16 protein-coding genes and 1 pseudogene are annotated in these 15,915 nt (G+C 38.5%); 12 read left to right on the plus strand and 5 right to left on the minus strand.

The features are described 5' to 3' along the window. Window positions 1–30: 30 nt before the first annotated feature. Window positions 31–372, minus strand: coding sequence for a hypothetical protein (locus G6554_RS11830; protein ID WP_166242024.1), 342 nt, complete (start codon window positions 370–372; stop codon window positions 31–33). Window positions 373–595: 223 nt separating this feature from the next. On the opposite strand from G6554_RS11830, the gene G6554_RS11835 reads away from it, so the two are divergent. Then, on the plus strand, window positions 596–1,624 hold the full coding sequence (locus G6554_RS11835; RefSeq protein WP_166242027.1) for a VanW family protein: 1,029 nt from the start codon (window positions 596–598) through the stop codon (window positions 1,622–1,624). A 64-nt stretch (window positions 1,625–1,688) separates the two neighbouring features. Here G6554_RS11835 and G6554_RS11840 read toward each other — a convergent pair whose 3' ends face one another. After that, window positions 1,689–1,895, minus strand: coding sequence for a J domain-containing protein (locus G6554_RS11840; RefSeq protein WP_166242029.1), 207 nt, complete (start codon window positions 1,893–1,895; stop codon window positions 1,689–1,691). Between the two features lie 607 nt (window positions 1,896–2,502). On the opposite strand from G6554_RS11840, the pseudogene G6554_RS11845 reads away from it, so the two are divergent. From G6554_RS11845 to G6554_RS11855, 4 genes and pseudogenes are all read left to right on the plus strand, one after another. Further along, a pseudogene (locus G6554_RS11845) lies at window positions 2,503–2,625 on the plus strand (sugar phosphate nucleotidyltransferase); the annotation flags it as partial. A gap of 114 nt (window positions 2,626–2,739) precedes the next feature. After that, window positions 2,740–2,886 (plus strand): hypothetical protein, encoded by a 147-nt coding sequence (locus tag G6554_RS25750; protein ID WP_242637875.1) that lies wholly within the window; start codon window positions 2,740–2,742, stop codon window positions 2,884–2,886. 20 nt (window positions 2,887–2,906) lie between these two features. Further along, complete coding sequence (locus G6554_RS11850) at window positions 2,907–3,842, plus strand: IS110 family RNA-guided transposase (protein ID WP_347564298.1); 936 nt, start codon at window positions 2,907–2,909, stop codon at window positions 3,840–3,842. Further along, a complete protein-coding gene (locus G6554_RS11855; protein WP_166242031.1) occupies window positions 3,809–4,351 on the plus strand; it encodes a sugar phosphate nucleotidyltransferase in 543 nt (180 codons plus the stop codon). The genes G6554_RS11850 and G6554_RS11855 overlap by 34 nt, the downstream gene beginning before the upstream one ends. Window positions 4,352–4,454: 103 nt before the next feature. Here G6554_RS11855 and G6554_RS11860 read toward each other — a convergent pair whose 3' ends face one another. Then, window positions 4,455–5,765, minus strand: coding sequence for a nucleotide sugar dehydrogenase (locus tag G6554_RS11860; RefSeq protein ID WP_166242034.1), 1,311 nt, complete (start codon window positions 5,763–5,765; stop codon window positions 4,455–4,457). A gap of 344 nt (window positions 5,766–6,109) precedes the next feature. On the opposite strand from G6554_RS11860, the gene G6554_RS11865 reads away from it, so the two are divergent. Genes G6554_RS11865 through G6554_RS26215 form a run of 4 tightly spaced genes read left to right on the plus strand, consistent with a single transcriptional unit; the run spans window position 6,110 to window position 10,231 of the window. After that, window positions 6,110–7,213 (plus strand): DegT/DnrJ/EryC1/StrS family aminotransferase, encoded by a 1,104-nt coding sequence (locus tag G6554_RS11865; RefSeq protein ID WP_166242036.1) that lies wholly within the window; start codon window positions 6,110–6,112, stop codon window positions 7,211–7,213. Beyond that, on the plus strand, window positions 7,214–8,296 hold the full coding sequence (locus tag G6554_RS11870; RefSeq protein ID WP_166242038.1) for a Gfo/Idh/MocA family protein: 1,083 nt from the start codon (window positions 7,214–7,216) through the stop codon (window positions 8,294–8,296). Then, window positions 8,293–9,264, plus strand: a complete 972-nt coding sequence (locus tag G6554_RS11875) for an NAD-dependent epimerase/dehydratase family protein (protein ID WP_166242040.1) — start codon at window positions 8,293–8,295, stop codon at window positions 9,262–9,264. The genes G6554_RS11870 and G6554_RS11875 overlap by 4 nt, the downstream gene beginning before the upstream one ends. Beyond that, window positions 9,239–10,231: a glycosyltransferase family protein gene (locus G6554_RS26215; protein ID WP_166242042.1), complete on the plus strand. Its 993-nt coding sequence runs from the start codon at window positions 9,239–9,241 to the stop codon at window positions 10,229–10,231. The genes G6554_RS11875 and G6554_RS26215 overlap by 26 nt, the downstream gene beginning before the upstream one ends. Before the next feature lie 138 nt (window positions 10,232–10,369). On the opposite strand, the gene G6554_RS11885 is transcribed toward G6554_RS26215, so the two are convergent. Next, window positions 10,370–11,374 (minus strand): DUF4855 domain-containing protein, encoded by a 1,005-nt coding sequence (locus G6554_RS11885; RefSeq protein ID WP_166242044.1) that lies wholly within the window; start codon window positions 11,372–11,374, stop codon window positions 10,370–10,372. Window positions 11,375–11,516: 142 nt separating this feature from the next. Between G6554_RS11885 and G6554_RS11890 the strand changes: the two genes are divergently transcribed. Both G6554_RS11890 and G6554_RS11895 read left to right on the plus strand, forming a co-directional pair. Beyond that, on the plus strand, window positions 11,517–12,500 hold the full coding sequence (locus tag G6554_RS11890; RefSeq protein WP_166242046.1) for a glycosyltransferase: 984 nt from the start codon (window positions 11,517–11,519) through the stop codon (window positions 12,498–12,500). Between the two features lie 73 nt (window positions 12,501–12,573). Further along, the gene (locus tag G6554_RS11895) at window positions 12,574–13,266 is read left to right on the plus strand and encodes an N-acetyltransferase (protein ID WP_166242048.1); all 693 of its coding nucleotides are present in this window, start codon (window positions 12,574–12,576) and stop codon (window positions 13,264–13,266) included. An 86-nt stretch (window positions 13,267–13,352) separates the two neighbouring features. Here G6554_RS11895 and G6554_RS11900 read toward each other — a convergent pair whose 3' ends face one another. Further along, the gene (locus tag G6554_RS11900) at window positions 13,353–14,756 is read right to left on the minus strand and encodes a glycosyltransferase (RefSeq protein WP_166242050.1); all 1,404 of its coding nucleotides are present in this window, start codon (window positions 14,754–14,756) and stop codon (window positions 13,353–13,355) included. A gap of 356 nt (window positions 14,757–15,112) precedes the next feature. On the opposite strand from G6554_RS11900, the gene G6554_RS25580 reads away from it, so the two are divergent. Next, window positions 15,113–15,915: NTTRR-F1 domain (locus tag G6554_RS25580; protein ID WP_207627595.1), on the plus strand; the 803-nt coding region annotated here is incomplete at its 3' end.

The raw sequence follows: 15,915 nt of genomic DNA on the forward strand, positions 1-15,915 counted from the left end.
CAATATGCCCTTTTTTCATTTTTTTACGTCTTATTTCTTTTCCTTCTTTTTATCGCTTTTCCCTTCTTTAAGGGATCGGTATATTTGCGTATACATACTTCCTTGTTCGATGTATTCAAGGAAAAAGGAACCAATTAGTTCTTTATATTCCTCATCCTCAAACATTTTTCTATTTTGTAATTCCATTTCTGCTAAACCATCATAGGTAGAAAGCAGTGCATATGTATGATCTTTACCGGAAACAGGGGTCAAGATCTCCAATTTATGATCATAATTTTCATTTCGGAATTTTTTCAATTCCTTTAAATTTTCAATACCCTCCTTAAATTTTTCCTGCTTTATGACAAACGTCTGATAAACATAAACAGACATTTTCGCACCTCCCAAAATAGACAAATCTATTCAATACTATTTACTGATTCCTAAAAATTATTCATTGTCCAAACTGGGTATTTTCCTTTTATCGGTTTTATTGGAAGGATAATGGAAGTGAAAGGTGGAATAGATTAGGAGAATAATATGAAACGAATTCCATTTGAAATCGTCCAATAGTATATTCAGGTTATGAAATAAATAAAAGAAAAGTTGGGGGAAAATGATAAAGTTTACTAGGTTACTAATCATTTTATTATCAGGCAGTTTAGTCGGGTTAACAGGATGTTCGGAACAATCGATGAAAGAAAACGAGGGAAAGGCAAAAGCAAAAACATCTGAACAACAGCAGGTCATGGAAAAAGAGAAAAAAGAAATGGAAGAAAAGAAAAAGGAAGAAGAGAGGAGAAAACTAGAGGAGGCAAAGCCAGTTTACGTCAACATTATTGATCCGAATACAAAAAACATTGTTAAAACCTTCAATACAAAGGATTTAGGATTTGGAAAAGATGCTGAAGGATATAAAGTGGAAATAGCAACCTTGACGAGGGAACTTGCACGAGGAACGAAAGAAACACCAGGTTATGATAAAAGGATGATGCTTGATAAGCTGGATGCAAATGGTCAAGTGATACCAGGTACACCACAAACCATTCTAGATGAATCAGAGTTAGCTAATAAGATCTTCCAGGTTTCTGCTAAAGGAGGGGATGTGGAGATTCCCTTATATGTTACCACGAGCGGCTATAAACCTGAGGAGGCTGCACAACTCGGAGAAGTGGTGGTCGCTTCATTTACTACCTATTTTAAAAGTGGGGTGGCAGGAAGAAACAAAAATATATCCTTATCCGCTGAAGCAATCAATAATATTATTGTTGGTGTCGGAGATTCATTTTCCTTTAATACAACTGTGGGGCCAAGTGATCAAGAGCATGGCTATCAACCTGCGCAAGAAATTGTTGATGGAAAATTGGTTGATGGGATTGGTGGAGGTATTTGTCAGACATCTTCAACCCTTTTTAATGCCATTGACAAATTAGCGGTAAGTTATATTGAAAGAAATCATCACTCACTACCGGTAGGCTATGTGCCGACAGGAAGGGATGCAACTGTTTCGTATGGCGGTAAGGATTTTAGATTTAAAAATACAACAGGAGTTCCGTTACTTTTAAAAGCAATTGTAAATAAAGGCTCCATAACAGTAGAGGTTAGGACAGCAAAAGCCTATCAAAGTCTGATTAAAAAGAGTTAAACACAAAAAATCCCTTCATTGAAGGGATTTTCTTATTCCAGCTCCAGGGCCGCTTGCGCTTTTCCTATTGCATTTCTTCCCAATCCGTATAATGACCGCTACCTTGACAGCCCGGACATTCGAACGAATTAAAGTAGGCAAATTCATTATAAGGATACACGGTATAGCCCCGTCCTTGACAATCAGGGCATTTGCCTTGATCTTTCATATTGGTCACATGATTTTGGTACCTTGTCTCTTTCCATTGATTAAATGAGTTGAGTAGTCCCACTTTCATCACCTCATCTTTTTCCATAGTATGGGTGAAAAATGGAATTTTTATGCTTGAATTGTTTACGAAAGTGCAGTTATGATAAAAACCTTCCATTTATTATTCCTACCTATTATATTTTTATGAAAAATTAATCATTTTTGTGATGGGTTATTTTTACTTTTTTATTTTTGTAAATTGATTTCCATGTTAGAATATAAATTGTACATTTCTGCAATCATTCCTGCACCATTTTGCTGTTTACAAATGTCAGTATGCTTCTTAATATCTTTCTACCTAGGAAGTTGGTTAAGTTGATTTTTAATATTTCTTAACAAACCTTGTTGGCAAATTACTCCTCCACCTATAAAAATTCCCCACCTCGTTCTGAATAATCCTTACTTGGGTTAATTAAGCCTGGCAAACTAAAATCAATACAACTCACATTGTATAGATTTTCGAATTCCTTAGCGGCGTTTATTCGCTGAGGTCATGATACAAGCCGTTTCCTTCTCATATCAATTCACATACTAATAACAAGTCAACTCTTTAATTTTTCTGATTATTGCATAGAAGCATATTTTTTATTTGATTTATTCAACAAAACTAAAGAAGGAGAGGAACGGTTATGGTGAGGAAAGCAATTATCCCTGCAGCAGGGTACGGTACTCGAGGTCTTCCTATAACTAAAGTAATACCTAAAGAAATGTTCCCTTTGGGTTTAAAGCCTGCAATACATTATATAGTTGAGTTATCATGAACGAAACTAGCTCCTTACTCGTAACATCGTAGGTTAATTTGGTTAGAATGTTTACTGAAAAAAACAAACCAAATCAGAGCTACATTACGGAAGGAGCTAGTCATTATGAAGGATACCATAAAATATGTAGGTTTAGACGTATCAAAAGAAAAAATAGCTGTTGCGATTGCAGATGAAGGACGAGATGAGCCTAGATATTGGGATATGATTCCAAACACACCAGAAGCAATTAGGAAATTGATAAAAAAATAGGAAGCAGCGAAAACCTACAAGTGTGTTACGAGGCCGGTCCTACCGGATATGCATTGTATAGGTTACTTCTTACGCTAAATATTCACTGTACTGTTATAGCGCCATCTTTAATTCCTCAAAGGCCTGGTGAGCGTATTAAAACGGATCGTAGAGATTCCGTTCGACTAGCTCAATTATATCGAGCTGGGGAATTAACTTCTGTTTACGTTCCTACTCCAGAGGATGAAGCTTTACGAGATCTTGTTAGATGTCGAGAAGACGCAGTAGAGGACGAATTGAGAGCTAAACATCGGTTAAGTAAATTTTTATTACGTTATGATATTCAACCACCATCAAAGGGGAAAAAATGGACCGTTAGGTATTATAGATGGTTGGACACGTTAAAATTTGAAAACTCTAAACTACAAGTGGTTTTTCGAGAGTACTATCATCAAATTAAAGAGATACAACAACGAATCTTAAGACTAGAAGAGGAAATCAGAATACAAGCAACGGACAGTGATCATGCCCCAATTATCCAAGCTTTACAAACTTTGAGAGGCGTAGCACTGATCACGGCGACTAGCATTGCGGCAGAAATAGGTTCTTTTAAACGTTTTTCGACTCCTAGACATTTTATGGCGTATGTCGGGTTAGTACCTAGCGAATATTCGAGTGGTGAATGTAGAAAACAAGGAAAGATTACCAAAACGGGGAATCGACATGTTCGTCGACTACTAGTGGAATCTGCCTGGAGTTACCGATATAAACCGGGCGTTAAAGGTGAATTACAAAAGAGACAAAATGGACAATCGCCAATGGTTTTAGCAATATCCTGGAAAGCACAAAACCGACTTCATAAGAAGTATTTTCGATTATTATCAAGAGGAAAAGAAAGTGGTAAAGCTATAACGGCAGTGGCAAGAGAGCTAGCAGGTTTTATTTGGGCAATCACGCAGGTATTGAACAGGTGCTAATCGTAACTTCAAATTCAAAAAGTTCAATTTTGGACTACTTTGACCAATCAATACACTTAGAGAATTATTTAAAAAGGAAAAATAAAGAATATTTAATTAAACATCTGGAACTTCCAAAAATTGATATTTGTTATATAAGACAGCCTTATGCAAAAGGACTTGGAGATGCAATACGACTTGGGAAAGTGTTTGTTGGGAATGATCCTTTTGGGATACTATTACCTGATGATTTTGTCATTTCTGATCAAACTTTTGCTCTTAAACAATTAATTGATGTATATCAGGAAACAAAAAGAAGTGTTATCGGGAGATATATTTTTACTCCTGAGATTTTTCAATGCTTGGAGAATATAAAAGAGGGTGTCGATGAGGAAATTCACCTAACAGACGCAATAAACGGTTTGCTGAAAGAACAAACAATCAATGGAAAAATCATTTCTGGGGAACGTTACGATATTGGAAATCTAGAAGAATATATAGAACTTATGAAAATAATGAGCAAAATATGAGGATTCAGAAAAGCGAACAAAAAATAAAAATTGCAGTTATCGGATATACGTTAAACAAAAAGGACCGGGCGGTTTTTGCCCGGTTTTGTCTATTTGAAAAAGTTTATCGATCGGCGCCTTCTCCGAGCCGAACGATAATGGCAGTACCATTAGATCCGCTAGTCACATTCCTTGTATCAAAAACAAGAGGAGCATGATGTAGGATTTTGTCAAGTGGAATGGAGGAATGGTCTGTTAAAATAATCACACAATCCATTTTATTTAAGACTTGCTCCGTTAACTCCGTATTTGTAAATAAATGACCTTCAATATTTAATGAAGGAATATAGGGATCATGATAGTTGACATTTGCTCCTTTTTGTTTGAACTTATTAATAATCTCAAGGGATGGCGAATCGCGCGTATCCGCTACATCTTTTTTATAGGTGATACCGTAAATAAGAATTTTTGCTCCTGAAAGGGATTGTTTAGGCTGTAAAAGCTCTTCCGTACGGGTAACGATATAGTTAATCATTTTTTCGTTTGCACGGTCTGATAGTGTAATAAATTCACTGCTCGTCTCAAATTGCTGCAGTTTCCATTGAAGATATAACGGATCAACAGGGATACAATGACCTCCTATTCCAGGACCTGGATAAAAAGGGGTAAATCCATATGGTTTTGTCGACGCGGCTCTGACAACTTCCCAAATATCAATCTTTAATTGATCGCAAAGAATGGCCATCTCATTTATAAATGAAATATTGACAAAACGATAGGTATTTTCAAGAAGCTTGGTCAATTCAGCTGCTTCGGTTGAGGAAACAGGGACAACTTCACGATAAACTTTACTATAAAGGAACTGTGCCTTTTCGCTGCACTTCTTTGTCACTCCCCCGATAACCTTAGGAATACCTTCTACCGGATACTTTTCATTACCAGGATCAATTCTTTCAGGTGAATTAGCCAGGAAGAAATCTTTACCGGCATGTAGTCGACTTTGTTCAAGTATAGGCAATAATACTTCCCTTGTTGTACCGGGAAAGGTTGAACTTTCTAAAATAACAAGCTGCCCTTTTTGCAGTCTCTTTTGAATTTCCTTTCCTGCGCTCATGACAAAGCTTAAATCAGGCGTTTTATGTTTTGTAAGTGGTGTTGGAACACAAATAATTATAGAAGTAACGTCTTTTATTTCATCAAAATTCGTAGTTGCAGTGAACTGTCCATTGTCTACTACTTTCTTTAACGTAATGTCATCTATGTCTCCAATATAGCTTTTTGAACTTTGAAGCTTAGCGACTTTGTTAGCATCGAGATCAATCCCTTTTACATAAAACCCCTTTTCCGCCAGCAAGACAGACAAGGGAAGGCCCACATAGCCTAATCCGATTACCGCAACTTTTTCCCTCTCCCGCTGTGAATCATGGTTGTCCATTCATCTACTCTCCTCGTCTTAAAGAATTTAATACATATTAAGATATGCCCGACAGTGTGGATGGAAATGGACAAACATCTAAGGGGAACAATTTGGACTCAGTTCAGAAAATAGCAGATTCCATTATCGAATAAACATTGTCTGATTCCAAGTAAGTATGTGGAAAAATCGACTTACAGAAAAATGAATAGATTGGTTACCAGCCGTTTCACCTTGAGTATAGATGTCATAGATTAGGGAGAATTACAATTCATTATTATATCAAATGATGTGCATCTGGTTTCTTTTTACGGACAAGCGGCAATATGTACAGGCAGATTTGATATAAAGATAAGGAGAAGTGGATGATTAATCTGGTAGATTTAAGACGTCAGTTTCAAAGTGTCAAAGATGAAGTACTCCAAGCAATGACAGAAGTCATTGATAGTGGTCAATATGTTTTAGGTCCAAAGGTCAAAGAGCTGGAGGCAAAAATTGCTCAACGGTTAGGTGTCACAGAAGCAATTGCTGTTGCCAATGGTACCGATGCACTTGTTCTCACACTTGAATCCTATGGAATAGGACCAGGAGATGAAGTTATTACGACCCCATTTACATTCTTTGCAAGTGCGGAAGCAATTTCACAAGTCGGGGCAGTGCCGGTCTTTGCAGATGTTGACCCCGTCACCTATAATATTGATCCTTTTGAAATAGAGAAAAAAATAACGAAAGCAACAAAGGCGATCATTCCTGTACATTTATTCGGGCAGCCTGCTGATATGGATGAAATAAACGAGATTGCTAAAAAGCGAGGGCTCTTCGTTATTGAAGATGCCTGTCAAGCGTTTGGGGCTACCTATAAGAATCAGGCAATAGGCAGTTTGGGAGATGCTGCTTGTTTCTCATTCTTTCCAACTAAAAATCTCGGAACTATGGGAGATGGCGGGATCATTACGACTTCAGATGCAGAACTGGCAGGAAAGATTAGAAAGCTACGGACACATGGATCAACGAAGAAATATTATCATGACCGTATTGGCTATAACAGCCGCCTTGATGAAATACATGCAGCGATCTTGCTGGTGAATCTGACTAAAATAGATGAATGGAATCAAAAAAGAAGGGAGCTTGCTGAACGCTATCAGCAATACCTTGGGAGTGTACCACATGTGAAATTGCCATTGGAATCAGATAACCGTTCGCATATCTATCACTTGTTCTGCATTGAGTCAGACCGTCGTGAAGAACTAATGCAGGAGTTTTTGAATGCACGGATACAAACGGGAGTCTACTATCCGCTCTGTCTGCATTTACAGGAAGTATACCTCAAACTGGATTATAAGAAGGGGGATTTCCCAATAGCTGAATCGTTATCGGAAAAGCTGTTTGCCATTCCTATGCATCCGTTTTTATCAAAGGATGAACAAAATCAAATTATTGCTATTCTGCAACAAAATGGAGGGAACTAAATGGCTGTTCGATTTGGCCTAATCGGGTGTGGTTATATTTCAAGAAAACATCTTCAAGCACTAGCCAGTTGTATGGGGGCACAGCTAGTAGCAATTAGTGATCTTCATGAGGCGAGAATGGATGAATCAAAGGTATATTACCAAACTACATCAGGTCATACTCACCCTATCAAATGCTATCAGGATTATAAAGAAATGCTCAGCGATTCGCAAATAGATGCAGTCATTATCGCCACTTTCTCGGGTTTGCATGCCACTATGGCCAAAGACGCACTTCTTTCTCAAAAACATGTGGTGCTTGAAAAACCGATGGCTCTATCGATTGATGATTCCAATGAATTGATTGCACTGGCACAAAAACAGCAAAAGGAGCTTATGGTATGTCATCAATTGCGTTTTCGGCCGTTGATGCAAAAGATCAAAAGGATCATTGATGAGGGAAGAATTGGAAAACCTTATTTAGGAGTTTCTTCTATTCGGATTAATCGGTCAACCGACTATTATGCAGCTGCTTCTTGGAGAGGGAAATGGGCGAGCGATGGTGGAATGTTGATCAATCAAGGCATTCATTTTGTTGATTTGCTTCAATGGTTTCTTGGTGACGTTCAAACCGTTTACGGAGAAACGAATCAACCGTCTCTATTAAAGGAAACGGAGGATGTAGCAGTCGGAATCATAAATTTCAAAAATCAAGCAAAGGGGATTGTGGAGGCGAATATCGTGACCAAGCCTGCTAATTTAGGATATTCGTTATCTATTTTTGGTGAGAAAGGAACCATTTCCATTGAAGGCCCTTCCCTCAATAAAATCTCTCGTTGGTTCATTGAGGAAGAGGAAACGAATGAGGAGGAACTCCACCAACTACTTCGCGATGGAAATGAGCAGATTTATATGTATGAGGACCTCATTGAAGCGGTAAATTCACCAGATAAGCATGTCCTGATTGATGGAAAGGAAGGAAAAAAGGCTCTCGATATTATTTTTGCAATTTACCAATCGGAATTGTCTAAGGAAGTTGTGTCCTTTCCTTTATCATCATTCTCTACATCTGACATGGAAAGAAAGGGAGAAAATAAATCATGAATCTTGGAAGTGTTGTCGTTACAGGCGGAGCGGGATTTTTAGGATCACAGCTAGTGAGAAGACTTATGCCAATATGTGACCATATTTATATTATCGATGATTTATCAACTGGAAACAAGGATGCCATCCCGCACTCTGAGCGCATTACTCTTTATGAAGAAAGAATCACAAATGAAAAAGTCTTAGAAGAGGTTTTGCCTAATGTAGAGTATATCTTTCACTTTGCTTGTAAAAATCTTGTCTTATCCGTAGAAAATATGAATGATGATTTCGATACAAATCTATACGGAGGGTATTTACTCCTTCAAAAGGCACAGGAATGCTGTCCGGGTTTAAAACGGTTTATCTACGCTTCAACTACATCCATTTACAGTCATGCTGATATCCTCCCTACACCGGAATCTTACTATAATATTAAACTTCCATATGCAGCTAGTAAATTCTCGATGGAGCATTATTGTCATGTGTATCATCAAATGTATCAATTGCCTGTAACTATTCTGAGGTTTTCAAATGTATATGGTCCAGGCCAGCTTGCCACGAACCCTTATTGTGGAGTTGTAGCAAAATTCTTTGAAGCTGTGCTTAATCAACAGCCGATGATCATCTTTGGTGACGGGAGCCAGACGCGAGATTTTACGTATGTGGAGGATGCAATGGATGCCGTATTGCTGGCAGTGATGGATGTGAAAGCCATAGGACATGTTTATAATGTCGGAACAGGGATAGAAACAAGTGTTCTCGATCTGGCAAAAGTGGTTCAGAAGATAAGTGGACAAACAGATCTATCCTTGCAGTTTGCACCGAAACGAAAAGTCGATGTCGTACAGCGAAGGAGCATTCTAGCAGAGAAAATCCATGCTGAATTAAATTGGAAAAAGCCCCATTCGATCGCAGAGGGGATCGCCAAAACGTTTGCATGGCTGAAAGAGGAGGAAAAAAGTGAAAATTTTCCACGGAACAACTGAAATCGCCGGTCAAATGGGAATATTGAGCAGTGCCCTGTCAAAAAAGGGGCATTGCTCTGTTGGTTATAATACCTTCCACTCTTATCTAGGTTATAAAGATTATCTTGTTAATACGGATGAGAGGGGGCTTCAGGAACGGGTTCAGGAGATTCTTGAAGAGTTTGATCTGTTCCATTTTCATTACGGAACCACCCTTTCTCCGAAATTTACAGATCTGCCAGAAATTAAACATAGAAATAAAAAAATGATTATGCATCACTGGGGGAATGATGTAAGGTTTCATGATCAAGCAAGAGTGAACAATCCCTATGTCTATACTGGTGATTCACCGCCAAATGAAGATATCCATGCCAAATTAATGAAAATCTCAGCATTTATTAAGGAGGCGATTGTTCAGGACTATGAAGTATATGAGTATGTAAAGGACTATTATGAAAAGGTACATGTAGTACCTATTGCCATTGATCTGACACATTTTCAGCCGCAATATCCGTCTGTTGGGAAAGATCGCCCGCTTATCCTTCATGCGCCAACAAACCCTGATTTTAAGGGTACCTTATATATTGAACAGAAGATTAATAGATTGAAAGAAGAGTTCTCTTTTGAGTATCGCCGAATTGAACAAATGAATCACGAGGAAGCTATTACAGTATACCGAGAGGCAGATTTAATCATTGACCAGGTATTATGCGGCTCTTACGGATTACTAAGTGTTGAGTCCATGGCTCTTGGTAAGCCAGTTGTAACCTATATACGTCCCGATCTTGCGGAATCATCCTTTCCTTCCGATTTGCCGATTGTGAATGCTAATCCTGATAATTTATTTGAACAGGTTAAAAAGCTACTTACAAACCCGGAGCTACGGCGACAATATGGAATAAAGGGCCGCCGCTATGCGGAAAAATATCATTCACATGATAGAGTGGCTGATCAATTGATAAAAATCTATTCAAATTTAAAGGTGTAAGTAAAGTTATAAAAAGATAGAGGCCGGTTCAAATAGGAACAACTACCCATTTTGAACCAGCCTCTTTTTGATAGCTACCCATTTTAATAGAAAAAAAAACCGGTTCCATAAGTTTCTTTTGAAACCAGTTACCATGTTTTATGTTGGGAATGCTGCAGTAGGATAAATAGGTGCATAGGCTTTTTTAATGAAGGAATAGAGGTAAACATATTCGGTAGGATGATTTTCATAAATATCCCGCATAGTTTGATTAGGAAATTGAAAAACGAGAAGACTCTTATTCATGTAATCGTTATATACGCCGTAATTTAAATAATCAAGCAAATGATTTTCTTTAAAAAGAATGCCTTTACCATAGGAAATTTGCATGCCAACCTGGAAATGTTGGGCAAATACCGTTGAGTTTGCAATCCATTTAAAGTCTGGCCCTATTTTTCCATAAAAGTTAGGATGGGTGCAGGCAGCATCAAATCCAAACTCCTTCCATTCCACACATCCAGTAGAGCCATACTGCTGAAGCCATAAGGATCGCAATCCTTTTTGGCGAATAAAGGCTGTAACCTTTTTTACAAGGCTTTCATCACGGCTGTCAATTGAGGCTCGAGGCCAGACAAATCCTTGGAAGGTTAATTTTGTTTGGAGATGCTTTGACTTTTTCCATTTACTCAAAAACTTTTCAATCCACCACGACATCGCTAAGAATCGGTGTTCTTCAATTTTAAAATTAATCTTTTCCCCTTCTACCTTACCAAACTTTGTTTGTGTAAGAACGGGATAGGGCATGGTTACCCATATATCCGTTTTCTTTCCATCAACGGTGTTACCAGCTGCAGCATCCAAATTATAATCGTCCATAAAAAGACTTTTTAACGTCAGTTTCCAATCCTCTTTTTCAGCTAATTCACCAAAATCGGTATACATCGGGTAAATATAATGATTTTTTCTCCCACTAATTGGATTGAAGATCAAGCCTCCAAACATCGAATCAATAGCGACTCCATTCACTAAATAGGATTGATACGGTCTTAAGTCTTCGGCAGTCCAATTGGTAATCCCATTTTCAGATTCTTCTCCATAGGGAAGCAGGCAAAGATGATTTTGTATACCGAGCTCTTCAGCTGACATATATTGATTTGTTGACAAACGATTTCCACCCTTTCCTTTTTGTCCTATTACAGCGTATGAGCCCCTGGAATAAATGGTGAGTCCGCATGTCCCCATTTATTCAGTTACAGCTAACCAACTTATCCTACGTGAATATACTATAGCGGAAGGAGAGATGTGTATGAAAATTGTGCATGCCCCAACTGAAATTGCAGGACAGATGGGGATTATCTGTAAAGAACTGAGGAAAAAAGGTCACCATGCTGCTGGATTTAACTGTTTTCACACGTATTTGAACTATAAAGGAGATATTATCAATACGGATGCATTTGAGGTGATGAAGGAACTGGATTTTCTTATTAAGAATACTGATATATTTCACTTCCATAATGCCAACACGTTTATGCAGGATTTTGTTGATCTCCCCCTTTTAAAGGAAATGGGGAAGAAGATGGTGATGCATCATTGGGGGAGTGATGTGCGTAGTGCTGAGATGGTCAGCAGGTTGAATCCCTACCCGCTCCCTCCGACCTATTATTCTGATGAAGAAATTCATAAGCAGCTAACCACACTATCACAGTATATTGATACAGCCATTGTTCAAGATTATGAGGCCTATCCTTATGTAAAAGACTATTACAAAAACGTATTTGTATTACCTCTTGCCTGTAATATTGAAGACTTTGTGGAAACATATCCATCCGTTACAAATCAAAATCCATTGATTATCCATGCCCCAACGAATCGATCATTTAAGGGGTCGGATCATGTAGAAGCTGCTATTCAGAAAATTCAAGGGAAGGGTGAATTTACCTATCAGATTCTTGAAAAGAGGAGTCATGAAGAAGCGCTAACTTTGTATAAGAAGGCAGATATTATTATTGATCAGCTCCTGTGCGGCACATATGGAATGTTCAGTGTGGAAGCTATGGCGATGGGGAAGCCAGTCGTAGCTTTTATTAGAGACGATGTTCGTAGCAAGTTCCCTCCTGATCTCCCAATTGTACAGGCTACACCGGAAACGCTTGCTGATGTACTCCTCGAGTTAATTCAAAACCCGCAGCGACGCCATGATATCGGAATGGCTGGAAGAAGATATGTGGAAACCTATCATTCGGCTAATCGCGTGACAAACGAGCTTTTAACGATTTATCAGCAATTATAGCAGCATAAGCAAGCTCTCTCTTTACTACGGGTAGCAGCTTCTCTTAATGTATAGCGGAAAAGGGGGCATGTGTATGATCCATGCATCAGCACAAATAGGTGATAATGTAACAATTGGGGAGAACGTTGTCATTGAAGAAAATGTTGTAATAGGCAACAATGTATCGATCGGACATAACTCGATTATTAAAAGGGATACAAAAATTGGTGATTTTGTTCAAATTGGTGAACTGACGGTTCTTGGCAAACCCACTTCATCCAATAAAAAAATGGCTCGTAAGCCAGGAAATATTCTTGACCCATTAATGATTGGGGATCATGTCACGATTGGCTGTAACTGTGTTATTTACCGCCATGTAAAATTAGAAAAAGGCAGTTTCGTCGGGGATTTAACAAGCATTCGCGAACGGGTCACAGTCGGTGAAGACAGCATTGTCGGACGCAACGCCATAGTGGAAACAAACACAATTATTGGTAATCGTGTGACCATCCAAACAGGTTGTTATATAACGGCAGATATGGTGATCGAAGATGAGGTATTTATCGGTCCCTGTTGTTCATCTTCCAATGATAAGTATATGGGGATGGGAAATTTCAAGCATCAAGGACCAATTATTAAACGGGGGGCCAAAATCGGCAACAATGCAACGCTGCTACCGGCCATAACTATTGGTGAAAATGCCATTGTCGGAGCGGGCAGCGTGATTACAAAGGATGTTCCTGCTAATATGACGGTTGTCGGCAATCCAGGTAGAGTAATAAAGTAGCAACTTATTGAGGGATCTGGCCATAAATCTTTCATGGGAAAATAATTCACGTAATAAAAAAGGACCGGGCAAGTTTTAGCCCGGTTTTACTTATTTTTAAAAAAAGTTTGATAAAGTTCCAGTACTTTTTGACTATTTTTAACCATATCATGGTGCTGTTCAATATAGTTACGCCCAGCAATTCCTACTTCGGGTAATTGATCTTGGTTGTTTAATAGTTTCTCTAGGACCATTTTTATCGTGTCTGGGTTTGCCGATATAATCGGTAACTCCTTAGGATAATGGTCTTTCATAAAATCACTGATATAACAAATAACTGTTTTTCCAATTGCCATGGATTCAACAGCCAACAGCCCATAGCTTCCAATATGAAGCTGGTCAATGATAATATCCGCTTTTTGATACATCGCAACTGCCTCAGAATGCGACTTACCTTGAACAAGCTGAAAATCAAAGTGATATGTTGGTTGTAAATCTTCTATTGCTTTCATAATATACGCAGTACCCTTAATATGCGGAGAAGTGGGGGCATGAACAATAAGCGGTCGGGGATTTTTGTCATGGTTTTTTTGAGGAGTGTATATTTCTGTATTTATCAATGCTGGAATGATATGTGTATGTTCATAAAAATCATGAACATATTGATACAGCTCCATGTCAGAGACGATACAATTCTTAATATGTTTCGATAAAATCGAAAGACTGTACTTGATCTGGTCTTCATTTTTATTTTTAACAAGTGCGTATGGGTTCATGGCCGATGCTTTTGACTGTAGACGAATATCACTTCCCCAATGCTGCATGATAAGAGGTTTTTTCCATTGATCAAAAATGGGAAGATCCGAATAATCAAGGGTAAAAGTTGTGCCGAAGTGAAAATGAAAAAGATGATATTCAGAAAGAAATCGTTCGGCTAGCCTTCTTAGCTTCTTATTTAAGTCGGGGGAATTCCTTTCCTTCAGCATGGACCACGTATAATCGGATGAATAATTTAAATAGTAGGGATAGTAATTTAATGTTTTAGAAAAGATACTTTGTTTAGCAAGTGCAGAAGATAAAGTGTTCATTTGATTAGCAATTTCTATTGTTCCTTGGAGAATACGCAATGGCTCATTTTTTTGTGAACCAGTTAGTGCATTTCTGAGGGTTTCGGTGTTGGAGGCTATCTTTTGCGTATATTCCGCATCTATATTAAACGTAATTGCCCGTTGCAAATAGTAGTCCGATTCCTTCAATTGATTTCGTAATTTGCAGATATCCGCCATCAACAAGTTGATTTGCGGATGCTGTGGAAATTCATCTAGTCCTCTCCATAACCAAAGCCAGGCATTTTCGTAATTCTCTATTTTTATATTTAGCAATGCATGTAACAAATAGATTTCTGAAGTTGTCCCGTTGCTTTGCTCTAATTGATGTATGAATGCCTTAGCGCGATCAATGCGATTGTGTTTGATTAACTCGATAATTTCTTCATTTGAAAAATTCGACATTATTTCCTCCTATTTTTCCGTTCCTATTATTAACATATGAAAAGAAGCAAAGAAAGAAATGGTGAAAAAACATAAATTTCTTCCGGAGTGCCTTTAGCGATTTTTGTATCTATAGTGGTATTACCTGAAGTCCCGGAGTAATAACGATTTAAAATTCAATCCAGCTTCCTGTTTCTCATGTGTTTTTCTGCTGATTGAAGTGTAGCTCTTTATCGCTTTTGTTGTAAAATGTGCTTTTTACCAGATGAAAGTGTCCTGTCAATAATTAGAGCTTGTACATAAAATGTTGTATGCTTGAGCATTTTCCAAATAAAAATGTTTGAAGCAAATAATTTATTAGAATAGGAGGGGAAAATTTGTCAATTGAAGATCTGATTGTGAATGGCAGCTTTGAAACCGGTACGCTTACTCCTTGGATAGGCGTGAACGCCGTAATTACAAGCGAATTTTCTCATGCAGGTTACTTTTCTGTAAGATTAACTGGTAATGACTCTAATTCTTTTATTTTTCAATTTGTGGATATTCAAGAAGGCGAGCAATTTGAGTTTCTTGCTTCATTCTCTAAAGTTGGCATTGGACCAAGTGCGCCAATTAGTATATCGGTTGTATATTATGATGATTTATTTAATCTTCTAGGGTACGGATTAATCATTAATCTTCCAGAGAACAGGATTCCCAATGTAGAAAATAATATCTGGCTAGAAATTTACGGGAATACAACTCCTGCTCCAGCAGGAACCGCGATGGCACTTGTAGTAATAAATAGTCTGCCGCTCGCAGGTTCTGCTGATGTATTATTAGATGATGTAGCATTACTAACTTCTGAATCAAATGGAGCACCAGGCCCAACAGGAGCACCAGGTCCAACAGGAGCACCAGGCCCAACAGGAGCACCAGGCCCAACAGGAGCACCAGGAGTAACAGGAGCACCAGGAGTAACAGGAGCACCAGGTCCTACAGGGGCACCAGGAGTAACAGGGGCACCAGGAGTAACAGGGGCACCAGGAGTAACAGGGGCACCAGGAGTAACAGGGGCACCAGGAGTAACAGGAGCGCCGGGAGTAACAGGGGTACCGGGAGTAACAGGAGCGCCGGGAGTAACAGGGGCACCGGGAGTAACAGGAGCGCCGGGAGTAACAGGAGCGCCGGGAGTAACAGC

Origin of the sequence: Bacillus sp. MM2020_4 (genome assembly GCF_011250555.1) — a bacterium.
Classification (GTDB): domain Bacteria; phylum Bacillota; class Bacilli; order Bacillales; family Cytobacillaceae; genus Neobacillus.